This window comes from Halorubrum sp. C191, from assembly GCF_002727095.1.
Classification (GTDB): domain Archaea; phylum Halobacteriota; class Halobacteria; order Halobacteriales; family Haloferacaceae; genus Halorubrum; species Halorubrum ezzemoulense.
This window is the reverse complement of sequence record NZ_NHNZ01000174.1, coordinates 66,387-91,860: the sequence shown is the minus strand read 5'-3', so window position 1 is coordinate 91,860 and position 25,474 is coordinate 66,387. Positions and strand designations below refer to the sequence as shown.

The window sequence follows — 25,474 nt, the reverse complement described above, 5'->3', positions numbered from 1 at the left end:
TGAGGCGGAGCCCTCACTCGACCGGAACACGCTCGCCGCGCTCATCGGCCCGCTCGATCGCCGCGAGCACGCGCTGGACCTCGTAGCCGTCCGCGAACGACGGCTCGAACGACTCGCCCTCGGCGACCGCCGAGAGGAACTCGTAGTTCTCATGGACGAACGTGTGCTCCCACCCGATCACGTGGCCGGGGGGCCACCAACGGTCGACGTACGGGTCCGACTCCTCGGTGACCAACACCGTCTCGTAGCCGCGGTTCCCCTCGCGCAGCACCTCTAACTCGTTGAGCCGCTCTAAGGAGAACTTCAGGCTCCCCTTTGTCCCGTGGACCGCGATTGTGTGGTCGTTCTTGTGCCCCTCGGCGACCCGGCTCGCCTCGAAGGTTCCGGTCGCGCCCGACTCGTACTCGACCTGCGCGCTGTACGCGTCGTCGACGGTCACGTCGCGGTACTCGGCGACCCCGCCGTCCTCGTCGTGGACGGGGCGCTCGTCGACGAACGTCGTCAACTGTCCAGAGACGCGCTCGAACTCGCCGACGCGGTCGCCGACGAGAAACCGCGCGAGGTCGAGCGTGTGCGCGCCGAGGTCGCCGAGTGCGCCCGATCCCGCCATATCGGCGTCCATCCGCCACGCCCACGGCGCCTCGGGGTCGACGAGCCAGTCCTGGAGGTAGCGCCCGCGGACCTGCCGGATCTCGCCCAGCGCGCCGTCCTCGATCAGCCGCTTCGCGTGGCGGATCGCGGGGACGAACCGATAGTTGAACGCGGTGCCGCTGGTCACGTCGGTCGCGGCCGCCGCGTCGCGCATCGCTGCCGCCTCCTCCAGCGTCGGCGCGAGCGGCTTCTCACAGAGCACCGGCACCCCGGCCTCAAGGGCCGCGATAGACGGCTCGGCGTGGACGTGGTTCGGTCCGAGGTTGTAGAAGACGTCCACCTCGTCTATCGCAGCCTCCCAGTCGGTCGCGGTGTGCGCGAAGCCGAACCGGTCGGCCGCGTCCGCGAGCGCCGCCTCGTCGCGCCCGACGAGCGTGTGCCGCTCGATTTCGGGCGCGTCCGGAAAGAACATCGGGAGCCGCGCCATGGCGTTCGCGTGCGCCCTGCCCATGAAGCGATACCCCAGTACGCCGATCTTCAGTGGTTCTCGTGTCATCGGATCCTCCCCCGCCTCACTCCGCCCAGTACGCGTCGCCCGGTTCCGTCTCGAACACCGCCCGGTCCAACACGTCGACCGCCTTCTCTAATCCCTCGCGCGAGGAGGTGAGCGCGTCCTCGTGTTCGATGGAGAGCGCGCCCTCGTAGTCGACCAGCCGGAGCGTCGAGACCACGTCCTTCCAGTGTTCCTCGCCGTGGCCGTAGCCGATCGAACGGAACAGCCACGAGCGGTCTGCGGTGTCGGCATAGCTCGTCGTGTCGAGCACGCCCTTCACGCGGCTCTCGGCCTCGTACACCTTCGTATCCTTCGCGTGGACGTGGTGGATCGCGTCGCGCTCGCCGAGGAACCGGATCGCCTCCGTCACGTCGATCCCCTGCCAGTAGAGGTGCGAGGGATCGAAGTTGGCGCCGATCCGGTCGTTCGTCGCCTCCCGCAGCGCGACCAGTCCGGTCGGCTCGTAGACCAGCATGTTCGGGTGCATCTCGATAGCCACGTCGACCCCGTGGTGGTCGGCGTGGGCCCCCACGTCGCGCCAGTACGGGATCGCGACCTCGTCCCACTGGTAGTCGAGCGCGTCGGCGTGTTGGGTCGGCCACGGCGCCGTGACCCAGTTTGGCGTCGAGTCGCCGGGCGCGCCCGCCGGGAGCCCGGAGAAGCAGGTGACCGTGTCGACGCCGAGCAGGTCGGCTAACTCGATCGCCTCGCGCAGCTCGCGGTCGGCCGCCGCGGCCCGCTCCTCGCTGGGGTGGAGCGGGTTGTTGTGCGTCGCCAGCGCCGAGATCCGCAGCCCGCGGTCGTCGAGCAGCGAGAGCAGCTCCTCTCTCCCGGCCGGGTCGTCGAGGAGCGCTTCGCGGTCGACGTGGTCCTCGCCGGGCCAGCCGCCGACACCGAGTTCGACGGCGTCGACGCCGATGCCGTCGAGGTACGCGGCCGCGTCGTCGAGCGGTTCGCCGCCCAGTGGGACCGTCAACACGCCGATGTCCATGGTTGAGGCTACACGAACGTCACGAATAAGTGTTCAGGAAGCGCCGCCGCGGGGGCGCTCGGCCGCCGCGGCCGGCGCGCGTCGGCGACGACGACGGCGGTGTCTCCGGCGCGTTGCCCGCGCTGGCGCCGCGAACCGCATGAGGTTTTAACGGGTGGAACGCGTACGATGTGGTATGGGAATCCTCTCGCGCGCCTCCTACGTCGTCCGCTCGAAGGTGAACGCCCTCCTCAACCGGGCGGAGGACCCGACGGAATCGCTCGACTACTCGTACGAACAGATGCGCGACGAACTCCAAGATGTCAAACAGGGGATCGCCGACCTGACGACCCAGAAGAAGCGCCTGGAGATCCAGAAGCGCAAGCTCGAGGAGAACGTCGAGAAGCACAACCGACAGGCTCGCGAGGCGGTCCAGCAGGACCGCGACGACCTCGCGCGCAAGGCCCTCGAGAAGAAGAAGTCGAAGATGACCCAGATCGAGGAGCTCGAAGGGCAGATCGCCGACCTGAACAACACCCAAGAGCAGCTCGTCGAGAAGAAGAACAAGCTCCAGAACCGCATCGAGGAGTTCCGCACCAAGAAGGAGACGATGAAGGCCCGCTACGAGGCGGCCGAGGCGTCCACCCGCGTCTCCGAGGCGATGACGGGCGTCGGCGACGAGATGGAGGACGTGAGCCGCTCCATCGAGCGCGCCGAGGAGCGCACCGAGGAGATGGAGGCGCGCTCGGAGGCGATGGACGAGCTGGAGGACTCCGGCGCGTTCGAAGACGCGCTCTCCGACAAGGACAGCATCGACCGCGAGCTGGAGAGCCTCTCGACGAACAGCGAGGTCGACGCCGAGCTGGAGACGCTGAAGGGCGAGCTCGGCAAGGGCGAGTCGTCGAACGGCGACGCCGCCGTCAGCGACGAGGACGTCGACGCCGAACTGGAGGACATCGAGTCGGAGATCGACGCCGACGACTTAGAGAGCGATCTTGACGGTGATGCGAACGCCGACCTCGACGAGGAGCTCGACGTTGAGCTAGAGGAGTCGGAGTCTCAAGCCGACGAGAAGCGGAACTGAGGTCCCCAGCAGATCTGCGCTCGGTCCCCGCGGTCCCCGTCCCTCTCGTCCCCGCCTCAGACTCGGTTCACTCCGACGCCGGGCGCGCGCCGGTCCCCGCGCGGTCCTGATCGGCGAGCCGGATCTCACCGTCCGGGAGGTCGATACCCTCGTACGGGTCGTCGTCGAGCAGCAGCGACCCGTCGATATCGGCGTAATCGAGGAGGGGCGCGAGCTGCGCGGCGGCCGCGATGGAGGCGTTCGACTCGATCATACAGCCGCACATCACCTCCAGCCCGTGCGCTCGCGCGGCGGCGATCACCCGCCGGGCCTCGGAGAGGCTCCCGGCCTTCATCAGCTTCAGGTTCGCGATGTCGCAGCGGTCGGCGATCGCGGGCACGTCCGCCGCGGTCACGCAGGACTCGTCGGCGGCGATCGGGAGTTCCGACCGCTCGTAGACGTACCGGAGCCCCTCGGGGTCGTCGGCCGAGACGGGCTGCTCGACGAACTCCACGTCGCGGTCGGCGAGCCACGCGCTCTTCGCGACCGCCTCCTTCGGCGTCCACGCCTCGTTCGCGTCGACCCGGAGCCGCGCGTCGGGCGCCGCCTCGCGGACGGCGTCGACCAGCTCGCGGTCGCGGTCGGTCCCGAGCTTAAGCTTCAACACGTCGTGGCCCGCCGCGACGGCGTCGGCGGCCTTCTCGCGGACGCGGTCGGTCTCGTCGAGTCCGACGGTGAACGACGTCTTCGGCGCGTCGCTCGGGTCGAGCCCCCACAGGCGGTGGAGGGGGACGCCGAGCCGCTTCGCGGCGAGGTCGTGGACGGCGATCGAGACGGCACAGCGGGCGGCGGGGTTCCCGTTCACGACCGCCCGCAGCTCGGTCTCGATCTCGCGGACTGCGTGGGGGTCGCCGACGCGCTCGACGGCGTCGAGGAGGTCCGGCATGACCGCCACGACCGTGTCGGCCGTCTCGCCGTAGTGGGTCGACGGCGCCGCGCCGCCGACCCCGGTCATCCCCGCGTCGTCCGTCACGCGGACGACCACGTTCTCGGCCGCCGTCTGCGTCCCCCGCGAGATGGTGAACGCGTTCTCGAGCGGCAGCGACACCCGCTCGAACTCGGTGTCGAGGCTCATTCGGCCGCTTCCTCCCCGTCGACCTCCGAGTCGGCGTCCGCGGCGTCGACCGCGCCCAGTCCGGCGTCGAGGGCGGCGTCGACGACGGCGTCCGCGCCGTGGCGTACCGGGTCGATCGCGGGAACCCCGGTCTCGTCGGCGAACGCGGCGACCGCCTCGGCGGCCGCCTCGTCCTCGTCGATGTCCTTCGTGTTCACCGCCCCCGCGACGACGCTCGCCTCGTGGACGGGCGCCGCCAAGTCCTGGTAGAGGTCGACGTAGTCGGCGAGCGGCGGGAGGGCGAACTCCTCGTAACCGTGGACGACCTCGCGGCCCGCGGCGTGACAGAGGACGAGCCCGTCGGCCATCGACCCGTGGAGGATGCCGCAGGTGACCGCCGAGTAGGCGGGGTGGACGATGCTCCCCTGCCCCTCGACGACGAGGAGGTCGTGGTCGTCGCCGACCTCGGCGAGCATGTCCTCGACCGCGCCGGCGGCGAAGTCGGAGACGACGCGGTCGATCGGGTTCCCCCAGCCGGCGATCATGATCCCGGTCTGGCCGGTCGGGACGAACGCGGCGTCGATGCCGCGCTCGCGGGCGGCCGCGACGATCTCCAGCGAGGCGGTCATCTTCCCGACCGAGCAGTCGGTCCCGACAGTGAGCAGCACGTCGGCGTCCACGTCGCCGGACGCGCCCGTCGCGACCGTGAGGTCGTCGTCCGGCTCGCGCACGTCGACGAGGTCGACACCGTGGTCGTCCGCGAGCGCGGCCAGCTCCTCGTCCTCGTTCAGGAAGTAGTGGAGACCGCTCACCACGTCACAGCCCGCCTCGATCGCGGCCTCGACGTCCGACCGCCACGACTCGTCGAAGCCGCCGCCGATCGGCGCGATTCCGATGTACAAGGCGTCGAGGTCGCCGTCGGCCGCCGCGTGCGCCTCCTCGAACGACGCGACGATCGGCGCGTCCCCCACGTCCGCGACGTGATCGCTCACGCGGTCGCCGGCGCGGTCGCGGTCGAGGACGGCCCGGACGTCTTGGTCGCCGTAGCGCAGCACGCCGAGCGCGGTCTTCGCGCGGTCGGGGAACTTCTCGTGGGCGAGGACGGCGATCCGCTCGTGGTCCATGGTGGCTCGCTCGCCCCCCGCGTTCTTAAAAGAGTCGAGGGCCGGCCAAGCGATACGAACGAACCGCGGTGGCGCGTGCCGACGAGCGCCCGAAGGGCGCGAGTCGCACGCGCGAGGTCGCCGGCGCGTAGCGCCGGCTGCCAGAGGGACCTTCGGTCCCTCGCTGGAGTCGACCGCCCTCCGCGTTGCTCCGGCCGGTCGACGAGGCTGGGGAGGTGTGAGGTGCGGTCGCGGTGCGGGACGGGACTCGAAGGGGCAGTCGCGAGGCGGGCGCAGGTGGCGCAAGCACTGGAGGGAGAGCAGCGCGAGCGACCGAAGCGCACAGCGAGCGTGCGCCCGCCTCGCGGCTGGGGCTTCGGAAGTGCTCCTCGCGGTGGCGACGACGTATCGCAGAACAGCCGAGGCTTCGGGAAAGAGAACGACGCCGGAACGAGTGTTCGAGCAGTCAGGCGCTGCCGTCCACGAACTGGTCGGCGCCCTCGTAGAACCAGTATCCGTTCTCCCGCATCGCGCGGCCGAGCTCCTGGTGGAACTCGACGAAGTCCGCGAACTCCTCCTGCTCGACGTTCTCGAATATCTCCTCGACGGAGACGACCGTCTCGTAGTCGATCCGGATCGGGTGGTCGCCGTACTGCTCGACGTACTCCGCGGCGGTCAGCGGAAAGTCCTCATCCTCGTTGACCTTCTTCGCGAGCACGGCGTGGCCGTACTGCCGCATGCCCTCGCTCCCCTGCTCGCCGTCGGGGTCGTGTGGCCAGTCCATACCCGGAAGTTCGCCGGATCGGGGATAGTGGTTTCGGATGCGGTGGTGGCGGCGGCCACTCCTCCCGAGCCGCTCGACCCCACCCCCGACCACGGAAACACTTCACGGCCCTCCGCGTCGCTCCGGGCATGCGACGCAGAGCCCTCCTCGCGTCCGCGGCCGCCGTCTCGACCGCCGCGCTCGCAGGGTGTCCCACCCCGCCGTGGAGCGATGACCCGGCGGAAATCGACGTCGCCGAGGTTCGCCGGCGCCTCGACGAAGATACGCCGCGGCTGGTCGTGGCGGGATCGCTCCTCGACGGCCCCCGCCGCTGTGAACGCGTCACGCTGTTCGAGGCGGCGCTCGACGACGGGACGCTCCGCCTCCGGATCGTCTCCGAGGACGACCCCGACTCGGACGTCGGCCGCTGCTCGGACGTCGCTGAGCCCCACGCGCACTCGGTCGCCGTCGCGTTCACGGAGACTCCCGTCCCGGAGCGCGCCGTCGTCCAGCACGGGGATGAGACGATACTGGAGGAACCGGTCTGACGGAACCGGGCCGAGCACGGCCAGACCGCCGCCGCTACTCCACGACTTCGACGACTGGATCGTCCGCGGTCAGGCGCGTGAGAACGACGCGCGGCACGTTCGCGCGCATGAGGATCTCCTCGGCGAGCGCCCGGGCCGCGGCGGCGTCCGCCTCGTCGTCGACCTTGTTCACGACCGGGATCGCGGTCGCGTCGCCGGGGACCCCCTTCAGCCCGCCCGCGGGACTCGCGAGGACCGTCGCGACGTCGGCCGGGCGGATCTCGTCGCCGATCTCGCGGCCCGTGATCGCGGCGACCTCCTCGGGGCGGTGGACGTGCTCCTCCGTGAGCGGTTCGCCGACGACGTGCGCGCTCGCGATCGGGGCGACGATGTCCGCGTTCGACGGGATCTGCGGCTCGCGGTCGCCCGGCGCCTTGAACTCGCGGAGGCGCGCCCCGTCCGCCTTCACGAGCGTCGCGCCGGGCGCGGCGTCGGCGATCTCGGCGACGGTCTCCGTGTCGTACCCGAGGTACCGGTCCGACCGGTCGCGCTCGGGGACCAGCCCGAGCGGCCACTCGTCGGGTCCCGCCTCGCCGAGCGCGGCCACCGGGTCCGCGGTCACGCGCACCGCGGCGACCCGGTCGTCGAAGATCGGTATTCGGACGCTCGCGGTCACGACCGGCCGGTCGAGCCGGTCGGCGAGCGCGAACAGCGTCGACTTCTTGCCGCCTGCGCCGACGACGCAAACGGTCGCGTCGCGGGCGTCGAGCGCGGTCGTCAGGTCCATGCCGGGGCGTTCAGTCGCATCGAACCTCACTCTGGCGGTCGGACGGGCGGCCGACCGGCGGCGTCGCGGCGGCGGACAAATTGATACGACTCCGCCACGCAGGTCAACCGGATGCGCCGAAACCGCACCCGAGTCATTCGCGTGGACCTCTCGACGCGCGAGACTACCAGCGAACGGGTCCCGCGGGACTGGCGACGCGACTTCGTTGGCGGGAAGGGGATCGGAGCGCGCTACCTCTACGAGGAACTCTCGCCGGGAACGGACCCGACGGGGCCGGAGAATCTCCTCGCGTTCCTCGTCGGGCCGCTCGCGGGCTTCCTACCGGGAGAGACCCGGTACGCCGCAGTGACGAAGTCGCCGCTCACCGGCGGGTTCCTCGACTCGTACGCCGGCGGCGACTTCGCCGTCCGGCTCGCGGGGTCGCTCGACGACTGCATCGGCCTGCTCGTGACCGGGACCGCCGACAGACCGGTCCGGATCGAGGTCGAGGGGGGTCGCGCCCGGGTCAAGCCGACCGACGCGTGGGGCGACGACGCCGCCGAGACCGCCGAGCGGTTCCCGGACGCCGGCGTCGCCTGCGTCGGCCCGGCCGGCGAGCGCGAGGCGGCGTACGCGACGATCGCGAGCGACGGCGGCGACCACCACGCCGGGCGCGGCGGCGCCGGCGCGGTGATGGGCGCGAAGCGGCTGAAGGCCGTCGTCGCCCGCGACCCCCCGCCAGCGGTCCCGGACGACCTCGCCGCCCGCCGGGACCGCGACGCCGAGACGTACGGGCGGCGGCCGACCGGCGAGTGGCAGGCGGCCGGCGAGACGATCGAGACGGTCGACTACGCGGACGAGGTCGGGATCCTCGCGGCCGAGGGATGGACGGAGACCGGCTTCGACGGGGTCGACGACATCGGCGTCGAGGCCGCGGCGGAGCGCGCGGCCGGACGCGAAGCCGTCAGTGCCGGCCGTGACGGTGACGGCCGAGAGGGCGCCGAGAGCGGACCGGCGGGCGTCCCCGGCGGATTCCGGATCGACACGCCCGACGGCGAAGTGATCCCGCGCGGCGCGGCCCCGATCACGCTCGGCGCCGGCCTCGGGATCGACGACTTCGACCGCGTCGCGGAGCTCTGCGGGGTCTGCGACCGTCTCGGCCTCGACGTGATCGGCGCGGGCAGCGCGGTCGCTTGGGCGATCCGCGCCGGGCGGGCTGGGGTCGTCGACTGCCCGGTCGACTTCGGTGACGCCGCTGGCGCAGAGCACCTGCTGAAGGCGATCGCGGCCCGCGACCCCCCGGCCGATCTCGACGTGGACCCGGACCTCCCGGACGCACTCGCCGACGGGGTCGACGCCGCGGTGGCCCAATTCGGCGGCGACGCGCTCGTGCCGACGGTGAAGTCGATGGCGCTGCCCGGCTTCGACCCGCGCGCGGCGGTCGGCGTCGCGCTCGCGTACGCGACGAGCGACCGCGGCGCGTGTCACCGGCGCGCGCGACCGCAGGAGCGCGAGCCGCTGGCACGTCCCGACCGCTCCCTCGCCGACCGGGTGCGCGACGTGGTCGGGGAGCAGAACGCGCGCTCGGTCCTGTGGAGCCTCGTCGTCGACGACTTCGTCGGCGAGGCGGTCTGTGCCGACCTCGGCGCGGAGTGGCTCGCGGCGATCGAGCACCCGGCGGTCGCCGACTGCGGCGGCCCGCACCGCGACGAGTCGGAACGCGGGGACGCGGGGGACGCTGGCCGACCGGATCCCTCCCCCGCCGCGCTCGCGACGACCGGCGAGCGCATCTGGACGCTCACCCGACTGTTCAACGCCCGAGAGGGATTCGACCGCGCGGACGACGCGCTCCCTGAGCCGCTCCGCACCGACGCGGCCGACGGGACGCCGGGCGTCGACGTCGACGCGTTCGACCGCCTGCTCGATCGGTACTACGCGGCACGCGGGTGGGGCGAACGGGGGCTCCCGACGCCGGAGACCGCCGAGCGGCTCGGGCTCGCGCGCGTCGTCGACGACGCGACGCCGCTGGACGATAGCCCGATCGACTCCGCCCCGGCGGCCGACGCGGACGACTGACCCCGCCCGGCGACGTGACTGCCGTCCGCTCCGGCGGCCTCAGCGACGCAGCCCGCCCTCCGCCTTGATACGCATGATGTGCCGGACGTTGAGGTAGATCTCCTCCGGCGACGTCTCCTCCTCCTCGTCGTATAAGTCCGACACCCGGTAGAGGATCGCCGAGAGCTGCTTGCTCTCCGAGCTCTCCGCGCGTACGTCCGCCGCCACCTCGCGGAGGAACTCCCGCACCTCCGCGTCGGCCGGGATCTCCGCGCCCGACGCCTCGTCCGGTACCACCGGGTCGACGCCCGCGGCCGCGAGGGGGTCCTCCGGGTCGTCGCCGGTCGCCCCGGTTTCGTCGCCGGCCCCCGCGCCGTCGTCCGCGTCGGTCATCGCTCGCCGCTCACCCCGCGGCGGCGGACGACCCCGGCGTTGTTCGCGACGTTCTCGACGAGCACCTTGAACGCGTCTGCGGTCTCGCCGTCCTCCAAGACGACGGGCTCGCCGTCGTCGCCGCCCGTCCGGACCGCGGGGTCGAGCGGGACGCCGCCGAGGAAGGGCAGGTCGTGGTCCGCGGCGAGCGCCTTCCCGCCGCCGGAGCCGAATATCTCGTGGAAGCCGCCGCAGTCCGGGCAGCGGAAGCCGGCCATGTTCTCCGCGATACCGAGGACGTTCGTGTCGTGTTTACCGAACATCCGGAGCCCCTTCACCGCGTCGTCGAGCGCCACGTCCTGCGGCGTGGTGACGATCACGGCCCCCGTCAGCGGGAGCGTCTGGAGGATCGTGAGCTGTGTGTCGCCGGTGCCCGGCGGGAGGTCCATCACGAGGTAGTCGAGCTCGCCCCACTCCACGTCCTCGACGAGTTGGGTGATGATCTTGTGGACCATCGGGCCGCGCCAGATGACGGGGTCGTCCTCGCCGGTGAGGAAGTCCATGCTCATCAGCTTCACGCCGAACCGCTCCGGTGGCACGATCGTCTCGCCGTCGGTTTCCGGGCGCTGTTCCGCGGACACCATCCGCGGGACGTTGGGCCCGTACACGTCGGCGTCGAACAGGCCGACGCGGGCGCCGAGTTTGGAGAGCCCGGCCGCGATGTTGACCGCCATCGTCGACTTCCCGACCCCGCCCTTCCCGGAGGCGACCGCGATCACGTTCTGTACGCCGGGGAGGACCTGCTCCTCGGTCGAGAGGTCGTCCGGGATCGACGCCGACAGCTCGACGTCGAGCCCGGTGTCGGCGAGCGCCTCGCGCACGTCGTCGGCGATGGCCGACTCGGTCGGCGAGAAGGGGGCGCCGAGCGCGAGCGACACGTGGACCGTTCCGTCCGCCTCGTCGACGTCGACGCCGTTCACCAGCCCGAGCGAGACGATGTCGCCGCCGAGGTCGGGGTCCCGCACCTCCGCGAGCCGCTCCCGTACGTCCGATTCGTTCATGCCGGGGAGGAGGGCCGTGGGTCGAATAAGGGTTCTGTACGGGGGCGCGCCACCGTTTGCGACGCGCCCGCGGTCACCCGCTCAATCGATCCGGGTCCCCGCGCCCTCGCCGCGCAGGAACGGGACCAGCCCCTCTGCGCCGAACACGTACGCCGGCGCGTCCAGCGCGAGCAGCTCCCGCACCTTCGCCGCCATCCCGCCGGAGACGTCCGTCGCGTCGCTCGCGCCGAGGGCGTCCGCGACCGACCCGAAGTCGTCGATCGCTGGGATCACGTCGCCGTCGCCGTCGAGGACGCCGGGCACCGTCGAGCAGACCCCAACGCGGCGTGCGCCAAGTCCGGACGCGAGCTCGACGACTAGCTCGTCACCCGAGACGACCGTCACCCCGTCGCCCGCCGTCGCCACGCCGTCGCCATGGAGGACCGGAACGAACCCCTCGCCGAGCAGCGTCGCCGTCGACCCGAGCGGGAGGTCGAGCCCGCCGTCCGCGCCGTCGGCCCGCGCCGCGAGCGACAGCGGGTGAACCGGCACCGCCGGGACCCCGTGCTCGCGGAGTCGTTCCAACACGTGCGCGTTCAGCCGCTTCATCGCCCCGTGAATCGCGGCCGCCGCCTCGGCGTCCCGCGTCCCGTCTGTCGTCGACACGCCGTGCTCGCTGGCGTGGTGGTGGCCGAAGCTCCCGCCGCCGTGGACGACGACGAGCCGGTCGGCCGTACCCGCCGCGAGGGCGTCCGCGACGGCGTCGCAGGCCGCGTGGAGCGCCGCCTCGTCGAGGGTTTCGGGCTCGTTCTTCTCCGTGATCAGACTCCCGCCGAGCTTGAGGACGACGGGGGGAGCGGACTCTCCGCCGGCGTCGTCGTTACTGACGGCTTCGCCCCCCGTCACGGCTCCACCACCCGGACGCCCTCGGTCGCCAGCTCGGCGCGGAACGATTCCTCGCAGCCCTGCGTGAACGAGAGCGCGGTCTCCGTCGCGTCGCTTTCGTCGAGCGCGACGATACAGCCGCCGCCGCCCGCACCGGTGAGCTTCGCACCGTGCGCGCCCGCGTCCCGCGCGGCCCACACCATGGCGTCGAGCGACCGGGCGGAGACGCCGAGCGCCGCTAACAGTCCGTGGTTGAAGTCCATCAGCTCGCCGAGTTCCGCGAGCAGCGCCGGGTCGGGGTCGCTCTCGGGGTCGGCATCCGCGAGCAGTTCCTCGCCCGTCCGGACGAGGTCGCCGATCGATTCGACCGTGTCGGCGGCGAACTCGTGTTCCGCCCGCAGTTCGCGGACACCGGCGACCAGCTGGCCGGTATCGCCCGCGCCGCCGTCGAACCCGACGACGAACGGAAGGTTCGGCGCGTCGATCGGCTCGCAGTCGTCGCCCTCGACCCGCACCGCGCCGCCCATCGTCGAGCAGAAGGTGTCCGCTCTGGAGGCCTGCCCGTCCTGGACCTCGAACTCGGCCCGATACGCCCGCTCGGCCAGCTCTCGGCGGTCGAGCGGCTCCCCGAGCGCGCGCGTCGCGGCGTCGATACCGGCCACGACCACGGCCGCCGACGACCCGAGCCCCGCGCCGAGGGGGATGTCGCTCTCGACGGTGATGTCGAAGCCGGCGTCGGGCGCGTCGGCCGCCTCGCGCGCCTGCTCGACGGCCGCGTCGACGTACCCCATCGCGGCCTCGACGAGCGGCGTCGGCACGTCGACATCGGGCCGGTCGCTCGTCCCACCCGCGTACTCCACGGTGAACCCGTTCAGAGAGAGGTCCTCGGCCTCGACGCGCACGTGGTCGTCCTCGCGCGGCTCGGCGGTCACCGTGGCGCGCCGCTCGATCGCCGCGGGCACGGCCGGCTCGCCGTAGACGACGGCGTGTTCGCCGAAGAGGTACACCTTCCCCGGCGCTTCGCAAACGGTCATACGAGTCTCCTCTCCCCCCGCGCTTACAGGCGTTGCGCTTGGCGGGTCTGGGCGGGACCCGACATCTACTCGTTTATCCGTCCCGGGTCGCGGTCGCGTATCGTTTCGCGGCAGCGGACCGCGCGACGCAGCCCGATCTCCGCCACGTCGCCCCCGCACTCCGCGGTTTGCCGTAGCGCGCGCGCGACGCGGCGGAGCTCCGCCGCCCCCGCGCCCGCCTCGTCCAGTTCCCGATCGAGCGCGTCGATGTCGTCGCGAGCCCGGCGCAGCTCACCGACCGCGCTCCGAGCGACGTCGGCGCCCTCGTCGCCGAGGGCGACGCTCACCCCGTCGGAGACGACCTCTCGGACCGTGCGACCGAAGTCGCGACACGCCGCCAGTCGCGCGGCCGACGGCGGGTCGTCGAGGGCCGCCGCGGCGCTCCCGATGTCCGCCGCCGCGTCGCGGAAGCGGCACAGCTCCCGCATCGCCGTCCACGACTCGAACAGCTCCGGGCGGGTCGTGCCGAGGGCGTCGACCTCCCCGAGGTCGGCCATGCTGCGGGAGACGGACCGGTCGATCATCGACGCGAGGCGGTCGACCTGTTTGTCGCGGGAGCCGATCGGCGACGAGTCGGGCGGCGTCGCTAGCGCCTCAACCGCGTCGCCGTGTATCGAGCGGACCGTGAACGCCAGCTGTCGGAGCGACTGACTCACGGAGACCTCCGTCGAGTCCAGCATGATCTGAACCGTCGTCGCGGTCTCCGACTCCGCGGCCACCGACATCCCGATCCGGTTGCGGGCGACCCGCTCGACGACGCGCCGCTGGTCCGGGGTGAGCGGCTCGTCCCGTTCGAGCGTGACCTCGCGCGCGCCAGCGGCGTAGGCCGCCCGCAGCGCCCGCTCGATTACCTCCGGGTCGGCCGACTCGATCCGGGCGACGGGCGGGTCGCCGTCGCCGCCGTTCCCGGTCTGGACCGTCAACACGCCGTCGATGTGGTCGTGGAGCGTCACGGTGTCGCCGGACGCGACGCCCTGCGACTCCGCCCAGTCCTTCGGGAGCGAGACCGTGTACGTCCCGTTCCCCACGGTTTGGACCTTTCTCGACTCCATCTCAGTAGAGCAGCTCCGGGTCGTTTTCGGTCATGTACAGCGTCCGCGCCGCGATGTTCACGGCGTGATCCGCGATCCGTTCGAGGTCTCGGATCGTCAACAGCACCCGCGATACGTCGTCCAACAGCCGTTCGGCCTCCCAGCCGTCCCCGTCGGTCCCGGCGATCAGATCGCGGGTGACGCTCTCGCTCGCCCGCTGGCAGAGCGCGTCGACCTCGTCGTCGTCGGCCGCGACCGCGCGGCACGCGGCCGCGTCCTCGGCCTCGTACGCGGCGAGGCTCCGTTCGAGGAGGTCGCGCGCCGCCTCGCCGATGGCGTCGAGCTGAACCTCCGGCGAGAGCGTCCGCGTCGCGGTCCGGAGGTAGTCCGCCAGGTTGACCGCGAGGTCGCCGATGCGTTCGAGGTCGGTGATGATCTTGAACGAGGCGGTGACGAGTCGGAGGTCGCCCGCGACCGGCTGCTGGAGCGCGAACAGGTCCACGCACCGGTCCTCCAAGCGCAGGTACGTCTCGTTGACCGCGGCGTCGGCGTCGACCACTTTCTTCGCCAGCGGCTCGTCGCGGCGCTCCGCGGCGTCGAGGCTCCGTTCGACCTGCCCTATCACCTGATCCCCCATGGCGAGCACGTCCGCCCGGAGCTCGTCGAGCGAGTCCTGGTACTGTTCTCGGGGCATGGGATCACCCGAACTTGCCGGTGATGTAGTCCTCGACGCGCTCGCTGTGTGGGTCCTCGAACACCTGATCGGTGTCGCCGTACTCGACGAGCTCGCCGCCCGTGAGGAAGACGGCGGTCTGGTCCGATATCCGGGCCGCCTGCTGCATGTTGTGCGTGACGATGACGACGGTGTACTCCTCCGCGAGGTCGTCGATCAGGTCCTCTATCTTCGCCGTGGCGATGGGGTCCAAGGCGGACGCCGGCTCGTCCATCAGGATGACCTCCGGGTCGACCGAGAGGCAGCGGGCGATACAGAGCCGCTGTTGCTGGCCGCCCGAGAGCCCGAGCGCGTTGTCGTCGAGCCGGTCGCTCACCTCGTCCCATAGCGCCGCGTCGCGGAGGCACCGCTCGACGAGCGCGTCGCGCTCGTCGGCGTCGCTCCGGTTCAGCAGGCGGGCGAGGAGGCCCGTGTCGAGGTCGCCGTGCTTCTTTGGCCCGTAGGCGATGTTCTCGCGGATCGTCTTGGGGAAGGGGTTCGGCGACTGGAACACCATTCCGACCCGCTTACGCAGCTCCACGAGGTTGACCCCGTCCCGGTAGATCTCTTGCCCGTCGAGCTTCACCGAGCCGTCGATCCGGGCGGAGCTGACCCGATCGTTCATCCGGTTGAGACACCGGAGGTACGTCGACTTCCCGCAGCCTGAGGGGCCGATCAGGGCGGTGACGCTCTCCTCGGGGATCTCCATCGAGACGCCCTTCAGCGCGTGGTCGTCGCCGTAGTGAACGTCGAGGTCCTCGACGGCCAGTTTCGTGTCGCCGCGGAACTCGTAGTCGGTCCACTCGTCGCGGGTCTGCTCGACGGTCTCGCCGGTCGTCGTGGTGGGCGAGCGGCCGTCGGTCGGCGAGCGGTCGTCGGTCGATGCGGTCTGGGTCTGTTGGGTGGTGTTCTCGCTCATCGGATTCAGGTGTGTGTGAGCCGTCGCCGGAAGTAGTAGCGCGTCGCGATGCCGATCGCGTAGAATGAGAGGACGACGACGAGCAGCACCAGCGCCGTCGCCCAGCGGAACTCGTCCGCGTTGCCGACGTTGCTGCTGGCACCCACGCCGGCGGAAATCAGAGCGTACAGCTGGTACGGCAGCGCTGAGGTTGCCTCCAGCAGGGCCGGATTGGCGACGAACGGCGGCGCGGACGTGAACTGGAAGCTCCCGAGGACGTCGACCGTCTGCGAGCCGGGAACGAACGTCCCGCCGGCCATCGTCAGCAGGATCGGCGCCGTCTCGCCGGCGATCCGACCGACGCCGAGGATGACGCCGGTGACGACGCCGGGCAGCGCCGCCGGGAGGACGACGCTCCGGATCGTCTGCCACTTCGACACCCCAAGGGCGGCGCTCGCGTCGCGGTACTCGTCGGGGACGGAGAGCATCGCCTCCCGGGAGGTGATCACCACGAGCGGGAGGAGCATGAACCCGAGCGTGATCATCCCGGAGAGCAGCGACTTCCCGTTGCCGAACCGCGGGATGAGGAAGGCGAAGCCGAACAGCCCGAAGACGATGCTGGGGGTGCTCCACAGCCCGTTTGTCGCGATCTCGACGACCTGGGTGAACCGACCGCGGTCCGCGTACTCGGTGAGGAAGAGCGCCGCGCCGACGCCCAGCGGGACCGCCAGCACGACGGCGCCGAGGACGAGCCAGACCGTGCCGACGATCGCGGGCAACACGCCCTGGAAGTCGTTGAAGAGGGCGACGCCGTTCATCACGAACGGGACGGACACCGGCAGCGTGACCGAGACGCCGAGGACCGTCGTCTGCGGCCCGGTGCCGAGGCCGATCTCGACGCCGTTCAACAGCCCGGGGACCCCCTGGACGACCACGAAGGCGACGAGGACGAACAGGAAAGCGACGATCGAGAGCGCGTTCAGGTACACGAGGACGTACGCGCCCATGTGCCGACCGCGGGCGCCGAAGCCACCGTACGCCTTCGCCGAGGCCCAGCCGCCGTACAGCGCGCTGAACAGCGTCGCCGCGGGGATGAGGAACTCCGCGGTGAGGGCCGCCTGCTGGGCCCAGTCCAGCTCCCACACCCACGTCGGGCCGATGACGCCGGTGAGGAACACGAGCCCCGTCAGCGCGAGGAGGCTCCCGAGCGGGAGCGTCGACCCCACGTCCTCGCGGGGGAGGACGGTGAGCGCGAACGCGCCGCCGCCGACGGCCGTCCCGGCGAGGACGCCGACCGTCGTGCCGAGACCGAGCGTCTGGCTCGCGACGCTCCCGCCGACGACGACCCACGGAACGGCGGCGCCGAAGCCGGCGACGAGCCCGGCGCTCGGGTCGGGGTCGGTCTCGACGTAGCCCAGACGGGAGCCGGCGCCGAAGGCGACCACCGCGACGCCGAGCGCGGTCAGGAGCCCGCCGAGCAGCGTCACGGTCCGAATCCCGAACAGCGAGCCGGTGAGGCTGACGCGCTCGAACAGCGCGGCGACGGCGAGCGCGAACAGGACCGCCGAGAGCCCGACGGCAACGCCCGCGACGGCGTCCGTCTCCGTGGTCTCCGACTCGACGAGCCTGGCGTCCGTCTGGCTCGCGTCCGCCATCAGACCTCACCCCCGAGCCGCTTGTGCATTCTCCATTCGATGTACTGCGCGCCGATGGAGATGACGAGGACGGTGACGAACAAGATCACGCCCGCGACGAACAAGGCGTCCATCTGGAGGCCGTCGGCCTCGCCGTAGTTCCGCGCGATGATCGACGTCAGCGTCTCCTGCCCGTAGAAGACGTTGACGAGTGGCTCCGTGAGGCGAGGCACGCCGCGGAGCATCACCGTGGCGGCCATCGTCTCGCCGATGGCGCGGCCGACACCGAGCAGGACCGCCGCGGAGACGCCGGAGAACGCGGCCGGCAGCGTGATCGAGGTCATCGTCTGCCAGTCGGTCGTTCCCATCGCCAGCGAGCCGCTCTTCATCGACTCCGGGACGCTGCTCAGCGCGTCTTCGGCCACGGAGACGACGGTCGGGAGCGCCATCAGCCCGACGACGATGCCGACGAACAGGTACGACCCCTGCCCCGTCGTCTGGAACTGGTCGGAGGCCCACGGGCCCAGCACGGTGAACCCGATGAACCCGTAGACGATCGAGGGGATGCCGGCGAGGATCTCGACGCCGGGCTTGACGACCTCGCGGACGGTCGCGGGGGCGATCTCCGAGAGGAAGAGCGCCGCGGAAACACCGAGGGGCGCGGCGACCGCGGAGGCGATCAGCGTCACCATCACCGTCCCGTGGATCATCGGCACCATCGAGTACCGGATGGGCGGCGAGACGGCGTCCCAGTTCGGCTGGATGAACATCCGCAGGCCGGGGACCGTGATCCCGAACGCCGTCGCGCTCTCGTATCGGATCACCGGGACGGACTCGCGGAAGATGAAGACGATGATCAGTCCGAGGATGAGGATCGTCGACACCGTCATCATCAGCGCGATCGTGTACGCGGTCTCCTCCTGGTACCGGAACCAGCCGATCCCCGCCGCCGTGAGGAAGACGACGAAGGGAACGATGGTGAGGTCGGAGACGGCGAGGAACCCGACGAGGGTGGCCAGAAGCGACAGCGTCATCGCGGAGATGATCGCCAGCGCGGGGGGTTCGGTCTCGTCGACGAACTCCCTGACTCGTCTGCGCTGCGCGCCGAGTGCGTCGGTCAGTCGCCCGCCGAGCACGTCTGTTACCGTTGGCATCTGTCTGTTATCGAGAGCATTCGCGTGTTGTGTGTCGTAGAAGCCATGTTCGTCCGTACCGTGAGCGCCGGCGGCCGCGGAGAGACGGGCGGTCGCGGGGGGTCAGTCGGCCGAGACGACGCTCGTCTCGGGTCGATCGACCGTCGGTCGTCGGACTACGGCGAGATGAGATCCTCCGTGGCGACGGACGAGACCTTGTCTTTCATCGACTGGAGGTCGCTCGTCGGGAGCGGGATGTAGTTGTTCCCCTCGACGAAGACGCTCTGTCCGAACTCGTTGAGGAACATATTGACGAACGCCGCCTCGCGCCGGTCGTAGCCGCCGGCTTCGGGGTTGTTCTCCTCGATGAGCGTGTACATGTGGAGGTCGCGGTTGAGCGGGTACTCGCTGTCGAAGATGGTGTTCTCCGCGTCGCGGCTGGTCTCGTACAGCGTGCCGTCGAACTCGATGGAGATCGGGATGACCGTTTCGCTGGTGAACGCGAGCGCCATGTACGCGATGGCGCCCTCGTTCTGGGAGACGGCCTGCGCGACCTGCTGGTTCTGCCCGAACCGCGTGTCGACGCCCGACATCGAGGCGTCGGCGGCGCCGAGCATGTTCAGGCGGAACGAGGTGTCCGTCCCGGAGCCCTCGGCGCGGCCGATAGCGTAGATCTCCTGATCGTAGTCGACCCCGTCGATCTCGTTCCAGTTGGTGATCTCGTTCTGGTAGATGCCGCGGATCTCCTCGCCGGTCAGCTGCGCGACGCCGGCGTCGGAGACGTCGGAGCTGACGACGACCGGCTGGCCATCGCGACCGACAACGTTGTCGACGACTGTGTTCTGGGCCTTCTCCTCGGTCCAGTCGAGCTCCGCCGTGATCGGCCCGGAGGAGTTGCCGATGTCGACGAGGCCGTCAGTGACGGCCTCACAGCCGGTCCCGGAGTGGCTCAGGCCGACCGTCGTCGGGAACGGCGGCGAAGAGCGCTGATCGGTCGGCTCGAAGCCGAACTTCGCTGCGAAGTAGTCGGCGATGAGCATGTCGTCCGCGCCGTCGGCGGAGAGCTGGTCCCAGCCGGGCACCGAGCCCTCGTCGTTCGCGCCCCAGTACTCGCCGTCGCTCGGCGGGGCGTTGGAGTTCCAGTATGAGCTCCCCGTGTTCGAGATTGGGTACACCGTCGAGGAGCCCTCGGCGTTGAGCAGCGCCGTGCTCTGCCCGGAGCCGTCGTCGCCGTCGCCACCGGAGCCGCCGGAGCCACCGTCGCCGCCGTCGCCGCCGGATCCGCCGTCGCCGCCGTCGCTGCTTCCGCTACAGCCCGCCAACCCGGCGGTTCCGAGCGCTCCGGACGTGATGAGAACTTTCCGCCGCGACACGCCGCCGTCGACCCAGTTCCGGTCTGACATCAGGCGTGGCAACGGGCAAGTCTATTAAACTGGTTTATATTTTTAATATAGTCACCTCTTGTCACGCGAAGAGCCCACAGTATCGGTGGTGAGTACAAGAGAGGGTTCTGACAGCTATATACCACCACGTACCGCTCTGTTCGCCTCTGTCCCCGAACACACCGCTCTTAGGAAGGTATACACCGTACTACGCCGAATCCGGCCGTATGAGTGAGAGCGCGCCCGCGGAGACGCCCCTCGACGAACTCGTCGAGTCTGTGGCCGACCGGACCGGCGAGGAACCGGAGTCGATCCGGACCTGGCTCGAACCCTTCACCGACGACGGGAGGGTGACGTCCGCGGCGATCGAGTCGAGCGTCACCGACGTGTCGCAGATACTCGCGACAGCGGAGACGCGGGTCGACCTCGCGACGCGGACCCACGACGAGGCGACCGCCGCCGCCGACGACGCGCCGGACCTCGAGGTCGTCACTGTCCGCCGGCGGGCGTTCGGGGACCGGCTGGACGACCTCCGTGCGGAGGTGGAGGCGCTCGGCGACGACCTCGGCGCGGCGCGGTCGGGGCTGGCCGAGCCGGTGGCGGTGTACCGCGCCGCGGTTGCCCTCCACGAGATAACCACCGAGGCGCAGGACATCGTCCGCGTCGCCCACGACCTCGAAACCGAACTGGAGGCGTTCGAGGCGTGGCTCCGCTCGGCCAACCGACGTCACGGCGCGCTCGTGGACGAGATCGACGCTGCGGAGGAGTCGGTCGCGGCCGTCGCCGAGACCGTCGCGTCGCTGCGGGAGAGCGATGACCCCGACCCGGAACGGCGGTTCGAGGCGACCCTCCAGACGCGCGTCCTCGAACTCGTCGTCGCCGACCTCCGGGCCGAGGCCGCCGACCTCCGCGCGTGGGCCGACCGCGACGGGGTCTCCTTCCCGGGCGACGTCGACGCGCGGCTCGACGACCTCGAGGCCGCAGTGGCCGACCACGCCGACGCGCTCGCCGACGGCCCGGACTGGGACGACCGATTCGACGAGCGGCTCGACACGCTCGACGCGGAACTCGACGCGGTCGAGCCGCCCGTGGCGTGGGCGCGCGTGGACGAGACGGTCGCGGCGGCGCGGTCGGCGCTGTCCGACGACGGCGCCCCCGCCGACGAGCCCGTGAGCCCGGGCCGCAAGTAACCCCGTCACCGCGAGACCACGAGTGAGAGACGCCTCCCAGCGCGCCCGCGCCGCGACCGCGGTCGCCGTCCTGCTCCTGCTCGCGGGGTGCGGCGGGTTCGTCCCGGGCGAGCCGACGCCGCCGGAAACCGCATCGCCCGGCGCCTCGCCGGCGGATTCCGCGGCGAATGCGACGCCGGACGCGGACGAGCGGCTCGGCGACGTCGCGTTCCCGGACGGGTTCACGCGGAGCGGGGTCGACGTCGCGACGGCGCGCGAGCGGTCCGTGGCGTTCCTCCGAACGGAGCCGGCGACGGGGGCCGCGGTCGAGCGCTTCCGCGCCGGCGCGTACGCCGACTACGAGTACGAGGCGGCCCGCGACCGGACTCGGTTCCGGCTCGACGTTCACAACGGGTACGTCGACATCACGCGCAGCGACGTGTACGTCGACGACGGCGTCCGGTACAGTCGGAGCGCTCGGAACAGAGACGTCTCCTTCGAGGCGTCCAACGGGTCGGTGGCGACGACCAGGTACCGCGCGGCCGATTCGATGTGGGCGGTCGCCTCCCGGATCCTCACCGTCGGCGAGTTCCGCGCGGTCGGGGTCGTCGAGGCGGACGGCGAACGGCTGATCCGGTACGCCGCGACGGGCGTCGCGGTCCGCAACGCGACCGACGTCCGGGGCTCCTTGACCGTCGACCGGAACGGCGTCGTCCGGGAGGCCAGGCTCGCGTACGTCCGGGGGGGCGAGTCCAAGCGGTTCGAGTACGCGGTCGCGCCCCGCTCCGTCGGTACCGAGGTCGCGCCGCCGGCCTGGCTCCCAGCGGCGAGCGCGGAGCTCGCCGCCGAGGAAGCGGCCGACACGGAGGCGATGATGAAGTCGGGGGCGGACGCGCGACTCTCAACGCCGCGGTCGCGATTCGACGAGGCGGGGCCGCGAGCGGCGAATCGTTAGTTTGACTTATTTCACAGGAAACGCGGAGACGATGCCCTCCACGACACGTCGCGCGTTCGTCACCGGAACCTCTGCTGCCCTCGCCGCCGTCGCCGGGTGTTCGGGCGTCGACTCCGCGTCGACCCCCGCTCACTGGGTGAGCGTCTACCTCGGGGAGCGCGATGAGACCCACGAGGTGATCGTCGCGGTCGACGACGGCGACGGAGCGCGGCTGTTCGAGAAGCAGTACCGCCTCTCCGACGAGAACGAGGCCAACGAGCACGCGACGTTCCCGGGATCGGCCGAGCCGGAGACCGTCGTCGTGACCGTCGACGGGACCCGGTTCGAGCGGGACTGGCCGGGGTTCGAGCGGCGGGAGCTCCCCTGTGACGACCCCAACGAGAGCGGCGTCGAACTCTGGATCGAGAACGACGGCGACGGCGATCCGACGCTGCGGCTGGAGGCGGGCTGTCGGCGCGTCGCGCCCGACTGACGGCGCTCGCCGGAGCGCGACGCGCCGGGATATATATCGGTATATACCGCTCTTAGCGGCGTTTATCAGTCGACTCCCCGTACGGAGACGCAATGGGTCGCTTCCACCCGGACGTCGAACCGCACCACCTCGACATCGACCTCGACGAGTACGACCGCGCGTACGTCGTCGGCGACGTGCACGGCTGTCCGGAGCCGCTGGACCGCCTGCTGTCGAGGCTCGAGGTGACCGACGACGACCTCGTGGCCTTCGTCGGCGATCTGGTCCGCAAGGGGCCGGACAGCGCGTCGGTCGTCGAGCGCGTGCGGAACGCGGACAACATGTTCTCGGTCCGGGGGAACAACGAGGAGAAGCTGCTGCGCGGCGAGAAGTCGCTGGCGTCGCTGTCCGGCGACGACCTCGCGTGGATCGAGTCGCTGCCGGTCGCGATCACGGTCGGCGAGAACCTGATCGTCCACGGCGGGGTCGACCCGCGGAAACCGCTCGCCGAGCACATGATCGACGACCTCCAGAACACCCGCTCGCTCGCCCCGGGCGGCAGCTACGATCCGCCGTACTGGTACGAGGAGTACGCCGGGCCGCCGCGAGTGTTCTTCGGCCACACCGTGCTCGACGAGCCGGTCCGCTCGGAGTGGGCGGTCGGACTCGACACCGGCTGCGTCTACGGCGGGGCGCTCACCGCGTACGACCTCCGCGCCGAGACGGTCACGGCGGTCCCCGCGCTCCGCGACGGCGTCGGGCGGAGCGACGCCAAGATCGTCGACGTGGCCGAGTTGAGCTGAGATGAGCGGTCCGGAGCGCACGGCCGATGAAGACGACGACGCCGAGCGCGAGACGCCGCCCGACGGGGGCGTGGACGGCGAGCGGGAGGCCGATGCGGGCGACGGCGACCCCGAAACCGGGTCGGACGGGGCGGACGCCAAACCCGAGCCCGCTCCCGACGAGGACGACGCCGTCGTCCTCTCGCCCGAGACGTGGCAGACGGCCGTGCCGCCGCAGACCCCGCCGATCGCGGCCGACCCGCCGCCGGCCGGCGAGCCGTTCGACGACGACCGGTGGTACCTCAACCGCGAGTTCTCGGAGCTCTCCTTCCAGTGGCGCGTCCTCCACGAGGCGACCGACGACCGCCAGCCGCCGCTCGAGCGGCTCCGGTTCCTCTCGATCCTGACGCAGAACCTCGACGAGTTCTTCATGAAGCGGATCGGCGGCCTCAAACAGCAGATCGACGCCGGGACGACGGAGCCGACCGTCGACGGCGCGACGCCGCGCGAGCAGTGGACCGACGCGCTCTCGATGGCGGCGGACCTGTTCGAGGCGCAGTCGCAGTGCTACCACGAGGCGGTGAAGCCGGCCCTCGCCGAGGCCGGCGTGGAGGTGCTCGGGTACGACGACCTGAGCCCCGAGGAGGTCGACCACCTCAGAGACCGGTTCGAGTCGTCGGTGCTGCCCACGCTCACGCCGCTCACCTTCGACCCGGCGCACCCGTTCCCGTTCCTCTCGAACCTCTCTTTATCGCTCGCGGTCCGCACCCGCAAGCCGGACGGGACGGTCCGCTTCTCGCGGATCAAGGTCCCAGAGAACCTCCCGCGGCTGGTCCCGGCCGGGCCGGATCACCCCGCGGACGGCGAGACGCGGGCCGTCCCGGTCGAGCGCGTCATCGCCGCCAACCTCGATCTGGTGTTCCCGGACGTGGAAATCGTCGACCACTCGACGTTCCGCGTGACGCGCAACGCCGAGGTCAGGCGCAACGAGGACGTTGCGGAGGGGCTGATAGAGCGGATCGAGGACGTGCTCCGCGAGCGGCGCTTCGCGACGCTGGTCCGCATCGAGATCGACGAGGACACCCCGCCCGCGGTCCGCGACCTCCTCGTCGAGCACCTCGACGTCGACGACCGGGAGGTGTTCGAACGGCGCGCCCCGCTGGCGCTCTCCGACTTCGAGGGCCTCTTCGACCTCGACGCGCCCGAGTTAAAACGTCCGGCGTGGACGCCCCAACAGCACCCGCGGTTCGTCGGCCTCGACCCGAAACAGCCGGAGGAGCTGTTCGAGTCGATCCGCGGGCGGGACGCGCTCGTCCACCACCCGTACCACTCCTTCACCGACACCGTCCAAACGTTCCTCGACGCCGCGGCGCACGACCCGGACACGCTCGCGATCAAGGCCGCGATATACCGGACCGCGCCCGACTCGCGGGTGCTCGGGAGCCTCATCGACGCCGCGAAGAACGGCAAGCAAGTCGCGGTGATGGTCGAACTCAAGGCGCGGTTCGACGAGGAGAACAACCTCCGGTGGGTGAAGCGGCTGGAGGAGGAAGGGATCCACGTCGCGTACGGCACCGTCGACCTCAAGACCCACAGCAAGGTCGCGCTCGCGGTGCGCGAGGAGGGCGACGACGTCCGGCTCTACTCGCACGTCGCGACGGGCAACTACCACTCGGGGACCGCGAAGGGGTACGTCGACCTCGGGCTGTTCACCGCCGACCACGACGTCGGCCAGGACCTCGTCCGGCTGTTCAACTCCTTCACCGGCCACTCGCGCAACCGGAGTTACCGGAAGCTGCTCGTCGCCCCCGAGACGCTGCGCGAGCGGCTCTACGAACTGATCGACCGCGAGCGCGACCACGCCCTCGCCGGGCGCGGGGGGCGCATCGTCGCGAAGATGAACGCCCTGGAGGACCCGGGCGTCGTCGAGCGCCTGTACGAGGCGGCCGAGGCCGGCGCGGAGATCGACCTGATCGTGCGCGGGATCTGCCGGCTCCGCCCGGGGGTCGACGGCGCCACGGAGACCGTTCGGGTCCACAGCGTCGTCGGGCGGTTCCTCGAACACTCGCGCATCTTCCGGTTCGGCAACGCAGGGGATCCGGAGTACTACATCGGGTCGGCCGACTGGATGACGCGGAACTTGGACCGGCGCGACGGCCTCGACGGGGTGCTCTCGACGATGCTCGACGACAACCGGCGCCGCTGGGAGATGCGGGCCGACGGGAGCTACGTCCAGGCGCGCCCCGGGCCGGACGAGGAGTCGCGGGACACCCACGAGGTCCTCATGCGCCGCGCGCGGAAGCGCGCCCCGGACGAGCGGTCGGGGCGCGAGACGGAACCGCGCCGCGATCCGAGCGTCGACCTCGACGGCGTGTTCACCTCCGAGACGGACGCCAACTGACGCGGTCGGGTCGCCCCTACCTTTTCCACCCCTGGCCGTGTGCGGTTCGGC

At 71.1% G+C, this 25,474-nt stretch carries 24 protein-coding genes; 8 read left to right on the top strand and 16 right to left on the bottom strand.

Annotated elements, in window-relative coordinates; translation table 11 throughout:
* Positions 1 to 13: 13 nt before the first annotated feature.
* Both Z052_RS15835 and Z052_RS15830 read right to left on the bottom strand, forming a co-directional pair.
* Positions 14 to 1,147 carry a Gfo/Idh/MocA family protein gene (locus Z052_RS15835; RefSeq protein WP_094520888.1) on the bottom strand — a complete coding sequence of 378 codons (1,134 nt, stop codon included), beginning with the start codon at positions 1,145 to 1,147 and terminating at the stop codon, positions 14 to 16.
* A gap of 16 nt (positions 1,148 to 1,163) precedes the next feature.
* Entirely contained in the window at positions 1,164 to 2,135 is a 972-nt protein-coding gene (locus tag Z052_RS15830) for a sugar phosphate isomerase/epimerase (protein ID WP_094520887.1), read from the bottom strand.
* Between the two features lie 175 nt (positions 2,136 to 2,310).
* Here Z052_RS15830 and Z052_RS15825 point away from each other — a divergent pair, with 175 nt between their 5' ends.
* Positions 2,311 to 3,198: a PspA/IM30 family protein gene (locus Z052_RS15825; RefSeq protein WP_049930773.1), complete on the top strand. Its 888-nt coding sequence runs from the start codon at positions 2,311 to 2,313 to the stop codon at positions 3,196 to 3,198.
* Between the two features lie 67 nt (positions 3,199 to 3,265).
* Here the strand turns inward: Z052_RS15825 and Z052_RS15820 are convergent, their stop codons facing one another.
* The 3 genes from Z052_RS15820 to Z052_RS15810 all read right to left on the bottom strand — a co-directional run bounded on the left by Z052_RS15820 (position 3,266) and on the right by Z052_RS15810 (position 6,178).
* Positions 3,266 to 4,312, bottom strand: coding sequence for a dipeptide epimerase (locus Z052_RS15820; protein ID WP_094520886.1), 1,047 nt, complete (start codon positions 4,310 to 4,312; stop codon positions 3,266 to 3,268).
* Positions 4,309 to 5,415 carry a DUF1611 domain-containing protein gene (locus Z052_RS15815; RefSeq protein ID WP_094494572.1) on the bottom strand — a complete coding sequence of 369 codons (1,107 nt, stop codon included), beginning with the start codon at positions 5,413 to 5,415 and terminating at the stop codon, positions 4,309 to 4,311. Before Z052_RS15815 ends, Z052_RS15820 begins: the two co-directional genes overlap by 4 nt.
* A 445-nt stretch (positions 5,416 to 5,860) precedes the next feature.
* The gene (locus Z052_RS15810) at positions 5,861 to 6,178 is read right to left on the bottom strand and encodes a DUF5785 family protein (protein WP_049930768.1); all 318 of its coding nucleotides are present in this window, start codon (positions 6,176 to 6,178) and stop codon (positions 5,861 to 5,863) included.
* 128 nt (positions 6,179 to 6,306) lie between these two features.
* On the opposite strand from Z052_RS15810, the gene Z052_RS15805 reads away from it, so the two are divergent.
* Positions 6,307 to 6,705, top strand: coding sequence for a hypothetical protein (locus Z052_RS15805; RefSeq protein WP_094520884.1), 399 nt, complete (start codon positions 6,307 to 6,309; stop codon positions 6,703 to 6,705).
* 34 nt (positions 6,706 to 6,739) lie between these two features.
* On the opposite strand, the gene yqeC is transcribed toward Z052_RS15805, so the two are convergent.
* A complete protein-coding gene (gene yqeC / locus Z052_RS15800; protein ID WP_089308620.1) occupies positions 6,740 to 7,471 on the bottom strand; it encodes a selenium cofactor biosynthesis protein YqeC in 732 nt (243 codons plus the stop codon).
* A 111-nt stretch (positions 7,472 to 7,582) separates the two neighbouring features.
* Between yqeC and Z052_RS15795 the strand changes: the two genes are divergently transcribed.
* Positions 7,583 to 9,526: an aldehyde ferredoxin oxidoreductase family protein gene (locus Z052_RS15795; RefSeq protein WP_094520883.1), complete on the top strand. Its 1,944-nt coding sequence runs from the start codon at positions 7,583 to 7,585 to the stop codon at positions 9,524 to 9,526.
* A 39-nt stretch (positions 9,527 to 9,565) separates the two neighbouring features.
* Here the strand turns inward: Z052_RS15795 and Z052_RS15790 are convergent, their stop codons facing one another.
* From Z052_RS15790 to Z052_RS15745, 10 genes are all read right to left on the bottom strand, one after another.
* Positions 9,566 to 9,898 carry a hypothetical protein gene (locus tag Z052_RS15790; RefSeq protein ID WP_049930761.1) on the bottom strand — a complete coding sequence of 111 codons (333 nt, stop codon included), beginning with the start codon at positions 9,896 to 9,898 and terminating at the stop codon, positions 9,566 to 9,568.
* Positions 9,895 to 10,938 (bottom strand): Mrp/NBP35 family ATP-binding protein, encoded by a 1,044-nt coding sequence (locus Z052_RS15785; protein WP_089308622.1) that lies wholly within the window; start codon positions 10,936 to 10,938, stop codon positions 9,895 to 9,897. The genes Z052_RS15790 and Z052_RS15785 overlap by 4 nt, the downstream gene beginning before the upstream one ends.
* Positions 10,939 to 11,019: 81 nt before the next feature.
* On the bottom strand, positions 11,020 to 11,823 hold the full coding sequence (locus Z052_RS15780) for an isopentenyl phosphate kinase (protein WP_049930758.1): 804 nt from the start codon (positions 11,821 to 11,823) through the stop codon (positions 11,020 to 11,022).
* A complete protein-coding gene (mvk, locus tag Z052_RS15775; RefSeq protein WP_094520882.1) occupies positions 11,820 to 12,836 on the bottom strand; it encodes a mevalonate kinase in 1,017 nt (338 codons plus the stop codon). The genes Z052_RS15780 and mvk overlap by 4 nt, the downstream gene beginning before the upstream one ends.
* A gap of 65 nt (positions 12,837 to 12,901) precedes the next feature.
* On the bottom strand, positions 12,902 to 13,927 hold the full coding sequence (locus Z052_RS15770) for an AbrB/MazE/SpoVT family DNA-binding domain-containing protein (protein ID WP_094520881.1): 1,026 nt from the start codon (positions 13,925 to 13,927) through the stop codon (positions 12,902 to 12,904).
* A 1-nt stretch (position 13,928) separates the two neighbouring features.
* A complete protein-coding gene (gene phoU / locus Z052_RS15765) occupies positions 13,929 to 14,600 on the bottom strand; it encodes a phosphate signaling complex protein PhoU (protein WP_094520880.1) in 672 nt (223 codons plus the stop codon).
* A 4-nt stretch (positions 14,601 to 14,604) separates the two neighbouring features.
* Entirely contained in the window at positions 14,605 to 15,537 is a 933-nt protein-coding gene (gene pstB, locus Z052_RS15760) for a phosphate ABC transporter ATP-binding protein PstB (RefSeq protein ID WP_094520879.1), read from the bottom strand.
* 5 nt (positions 15,538 to 15,542) lie between these two features.
* The gene (gene pstA, locus Z052_RS15755; protein WP_089308628.1) at positions 15,543 to 17,171 is read right to left on the bottom strand and encodes a phosphate ABC transporter permease PstA; all 1,629 of its coding nucleotides are present in this window, start codon (positions 17,169 to 17,171) and stop codon (positions 15,543 to 15,545) included.
* The gene (pstC, locus tag Z052_RS15750) at positions 17,171 to 18,304 is read right to left on the bottom strand and encodes a phosphate ABC transporter permease subunit PstC (protein WP_094520878.1); all 1,134 of its coding nucleotides are present in this window, start codon (positions 18,302 to 18,304) and stop codon (positions 17,171 to 17,173) included. Before pstC ends, pstA begins: the two co-directional genes overlap by 1 nt.
* Before the next feature lie 155 nt (positions 18,305 to 18,459).
* Entirely contained in the window at positions 18,460 to 19,686 is a 1,227-nt protein-coding gene (locus Z052_RS15745) for a PstS family phosphate ABC transporter substrate-binding protein (RefSeq protein ID WP_086215726.1), read from the bottom strand.
* A gap of 206 nt (positions 19,687 to 19,892) precedes the next feature.
* Between Z052_RS15745 and Z052_RS15740 the strand changes: the two genes are divergently transcribed.
* The 5 genes from Z052_RS15740 to ppk1 all read left to right on the top strand — a co-directional run bounded on the left by Z052_RS15740 (position 19,893) and on the right by ppk1 (position 25,423).
* Positions 19,893 to 20,855, top strand: a complete 963-nt coding sequence (locus Z052_RS15740; protein ID WP_094520877.1) for a halo transducer protein — start codon at positions 19,893 to 19,895, stop codon at positions 20,853 to 20,855.
* Positions 20,856 to 20,877: 22 nt separating this feature from the next.
* The gene (locus Z052_RS15735) at positions 20,878 to 21,789 is read left to right on the top strand and encodes a hypothetical protein (protein ID WP_176450717.1); all 912 of its coding nucleotides are present in this window, start codon (positions 20,878 to 20,880) and stop codon (positions 21,787 to 21,789) included.
* A 31-nt stretch (positions 21,790 to 21,820) separates the two neighbouring features.
* A complete protein-coding gene (locus Z052_RS15730) occupies positions 21,821 to 22,261 on the top strand; it encodes a hypothetical protein (protein ID WP_094520876.1) in 441 nt (146 codons plus the stop codon).
* A 92-nt stretch (positions 22,262 to 22,353) separates the two neighbouring features.
* Positions 22,354 to 23,043 carry a metallophosphoesterase family protein gene (locus Z052_RS15725; protein WP_094520875.1) on the top strand — a complete coding sequence of 230 codons (690 nt, stop codon included), beginning with the start codon at positions 22,354 to 22,356 and terminating at the stop codon, positions 23,041 to 23,043.
* 1 nt (position 23,044) lies between these two features.
* A complete protein-coding gene (ppk1, locus tag Z052_RS15720; RefSeq protein ID WP_099289250.1) occupies positions 23,045 to 25,423 on the top strand; it encodes a polyphosphate kinase 1 in 2,379 nt (792 codons plus the stop codon).
* Positions 25,424 to 25,474 lie beyond the last annotated feature (51 nt).

Coding starts and splice junctions, on each gene's coding strand:
- ppk1 (WP_099289250.1), top strand. CDS start 23,045: ATGAGCGGTCCGGAGCGCACGGCCGATGAAGACGACGACGCCGAGCGC.
- Z052_RS15785 (WP_089308622.1), bottom strand. CDS start 10,938: ATGAACGAATCGGACGTACGGGAGCGGCTCGCGGAGGTGCGGGACCCC.
- yqeC (WP_089308620.1), bottom strand. CDS start 7,471: ATGGACCTGACGACCGCGCTCGACGCCCGCGACGCGACCGTTTGCGTC.
- Z052_RS15810 (WP_049930768.1), bottom strand. CDS start 6,178: ATGGACTGGCCACACGACCCCGACGGCGAGCAGGGGAGCGAGGGCATG.
- Z052_RS15805 (WP_094520884.1), top strand. CDS start 6,307: ATGCGACGCAGAGCCCTCCTCGCGTCCGCGGCCGCCGTCTCGACCGCC.
- mvk (WP_094520882.1), bottom strand. CDS start 12,836: ATGACCGTTTGCGAAGCGCCGGGGAAGGTGTACCTCTTCGGCGAACAC.
- Z052_RS15825 (WP_049930773.1), top strand. CDS start 2,311: ATGGGAATCCTCTCGCGCGCCTCCTACGTCGTCCGCTCGAAGGTGAAC.
- Z052_RS15835 (WP_094520888.1), bottom strand. CDS start 1,147: ATGACACGAGAACCACTGAAGATCGGCGTACTGGGGTATCGCTTCATG.
- Z052_RS15770 (WP_094520881.1), bottom strand. CDS start 13,927: ATGGAGTCGAGAAAGGTCCAAACCGTGGGGAACGGGACGTACACGGTC.
- Z052_RS15740 (WP_094520877.1), top strand. CDS start 19,893: ATGAGTGAGAGCGCGCCCGCGGAGACGCCCCTCGACGAACTCGTCGAG.
- Z052_RS15730 (WP_094520876.1), top strand. CDS start 21,821: ATGCCCTCCACGACACGTCGCGCGTTCGTCACCGGAACCTCTGCTGCC.
- Z052_RS15795 (WP_094520883.1), top strand. CDS start 7,583: ATGCGCCGAAACCGCACCCGAGTCATTCGCGTGGACCTCTCGACGCGC.
- pstC (WP_094520878.1), bottom strand. CDS start 18,304: ATGCCAACGGTAACAGACGTGCTCGGCGGGCGACTGACCGACGCACTC.
- Z052_RS15820 (WP_094520886.1), bottom strand. CDS start 4,312: ATGAGCCTCGACACCGAGTTCGAGCGGGTGTCGCTGCCGCTCGAGAAC.
- Z052_RS15745 (WP_086215726.1), bottom strand. CDS start 19,686: ATGTCAGACCGGAACTGGGTCGACGGCGGCGTGTCGCGGCGGAAAGTT.
- phoU (WP_094520880.1), bottom strand. CDS start 14,600: ATGCCCCGAGAACAGTACCAGGACTCGCTCGACGAGCTCCGGGCGGAC.
- Z052_RS15790 (WP_049930761.1), bottom strand. CDS start 9,898: ATGACCGACGCGGACGACGGCGCGGGGGCCGGCGACGAAACCGGGGCG.
- Z052_RS15815 (WP_094494572.1), bottom strand. CDS start 5,415: ATGGACCACGAGCGGATCGCCGTCCTCGCCCACGAGAAGTTCCCCGAC.
- pstA (WP_089308628.1), bottom strand. CDS start 17,171: ATGGCGGACGCGAGCCAGACGGACGCCAGGCTCGTCGAGTCGGAGACC.
- Z052_RS15725 (WP_094520875.1), top strand. CDS start 22,354: ATGGGTCGCTTCCACCCGGACGTCGAACCGCACCACCTCGACATCGAC.
- pstB (WP_094520879.1), bottom strand. CDS start 15,537: ATGAGCGAGAACACCACCCAACAGACCCAGACCGCATCGACCGACGAC.
- Z052_RS15830 (WP_094520887.1), bottom strand. CDS start 2,135: ATGGACATCGGCGTGTTGACGGTCCCACTGGGCGGCGAACCGCTCGAC.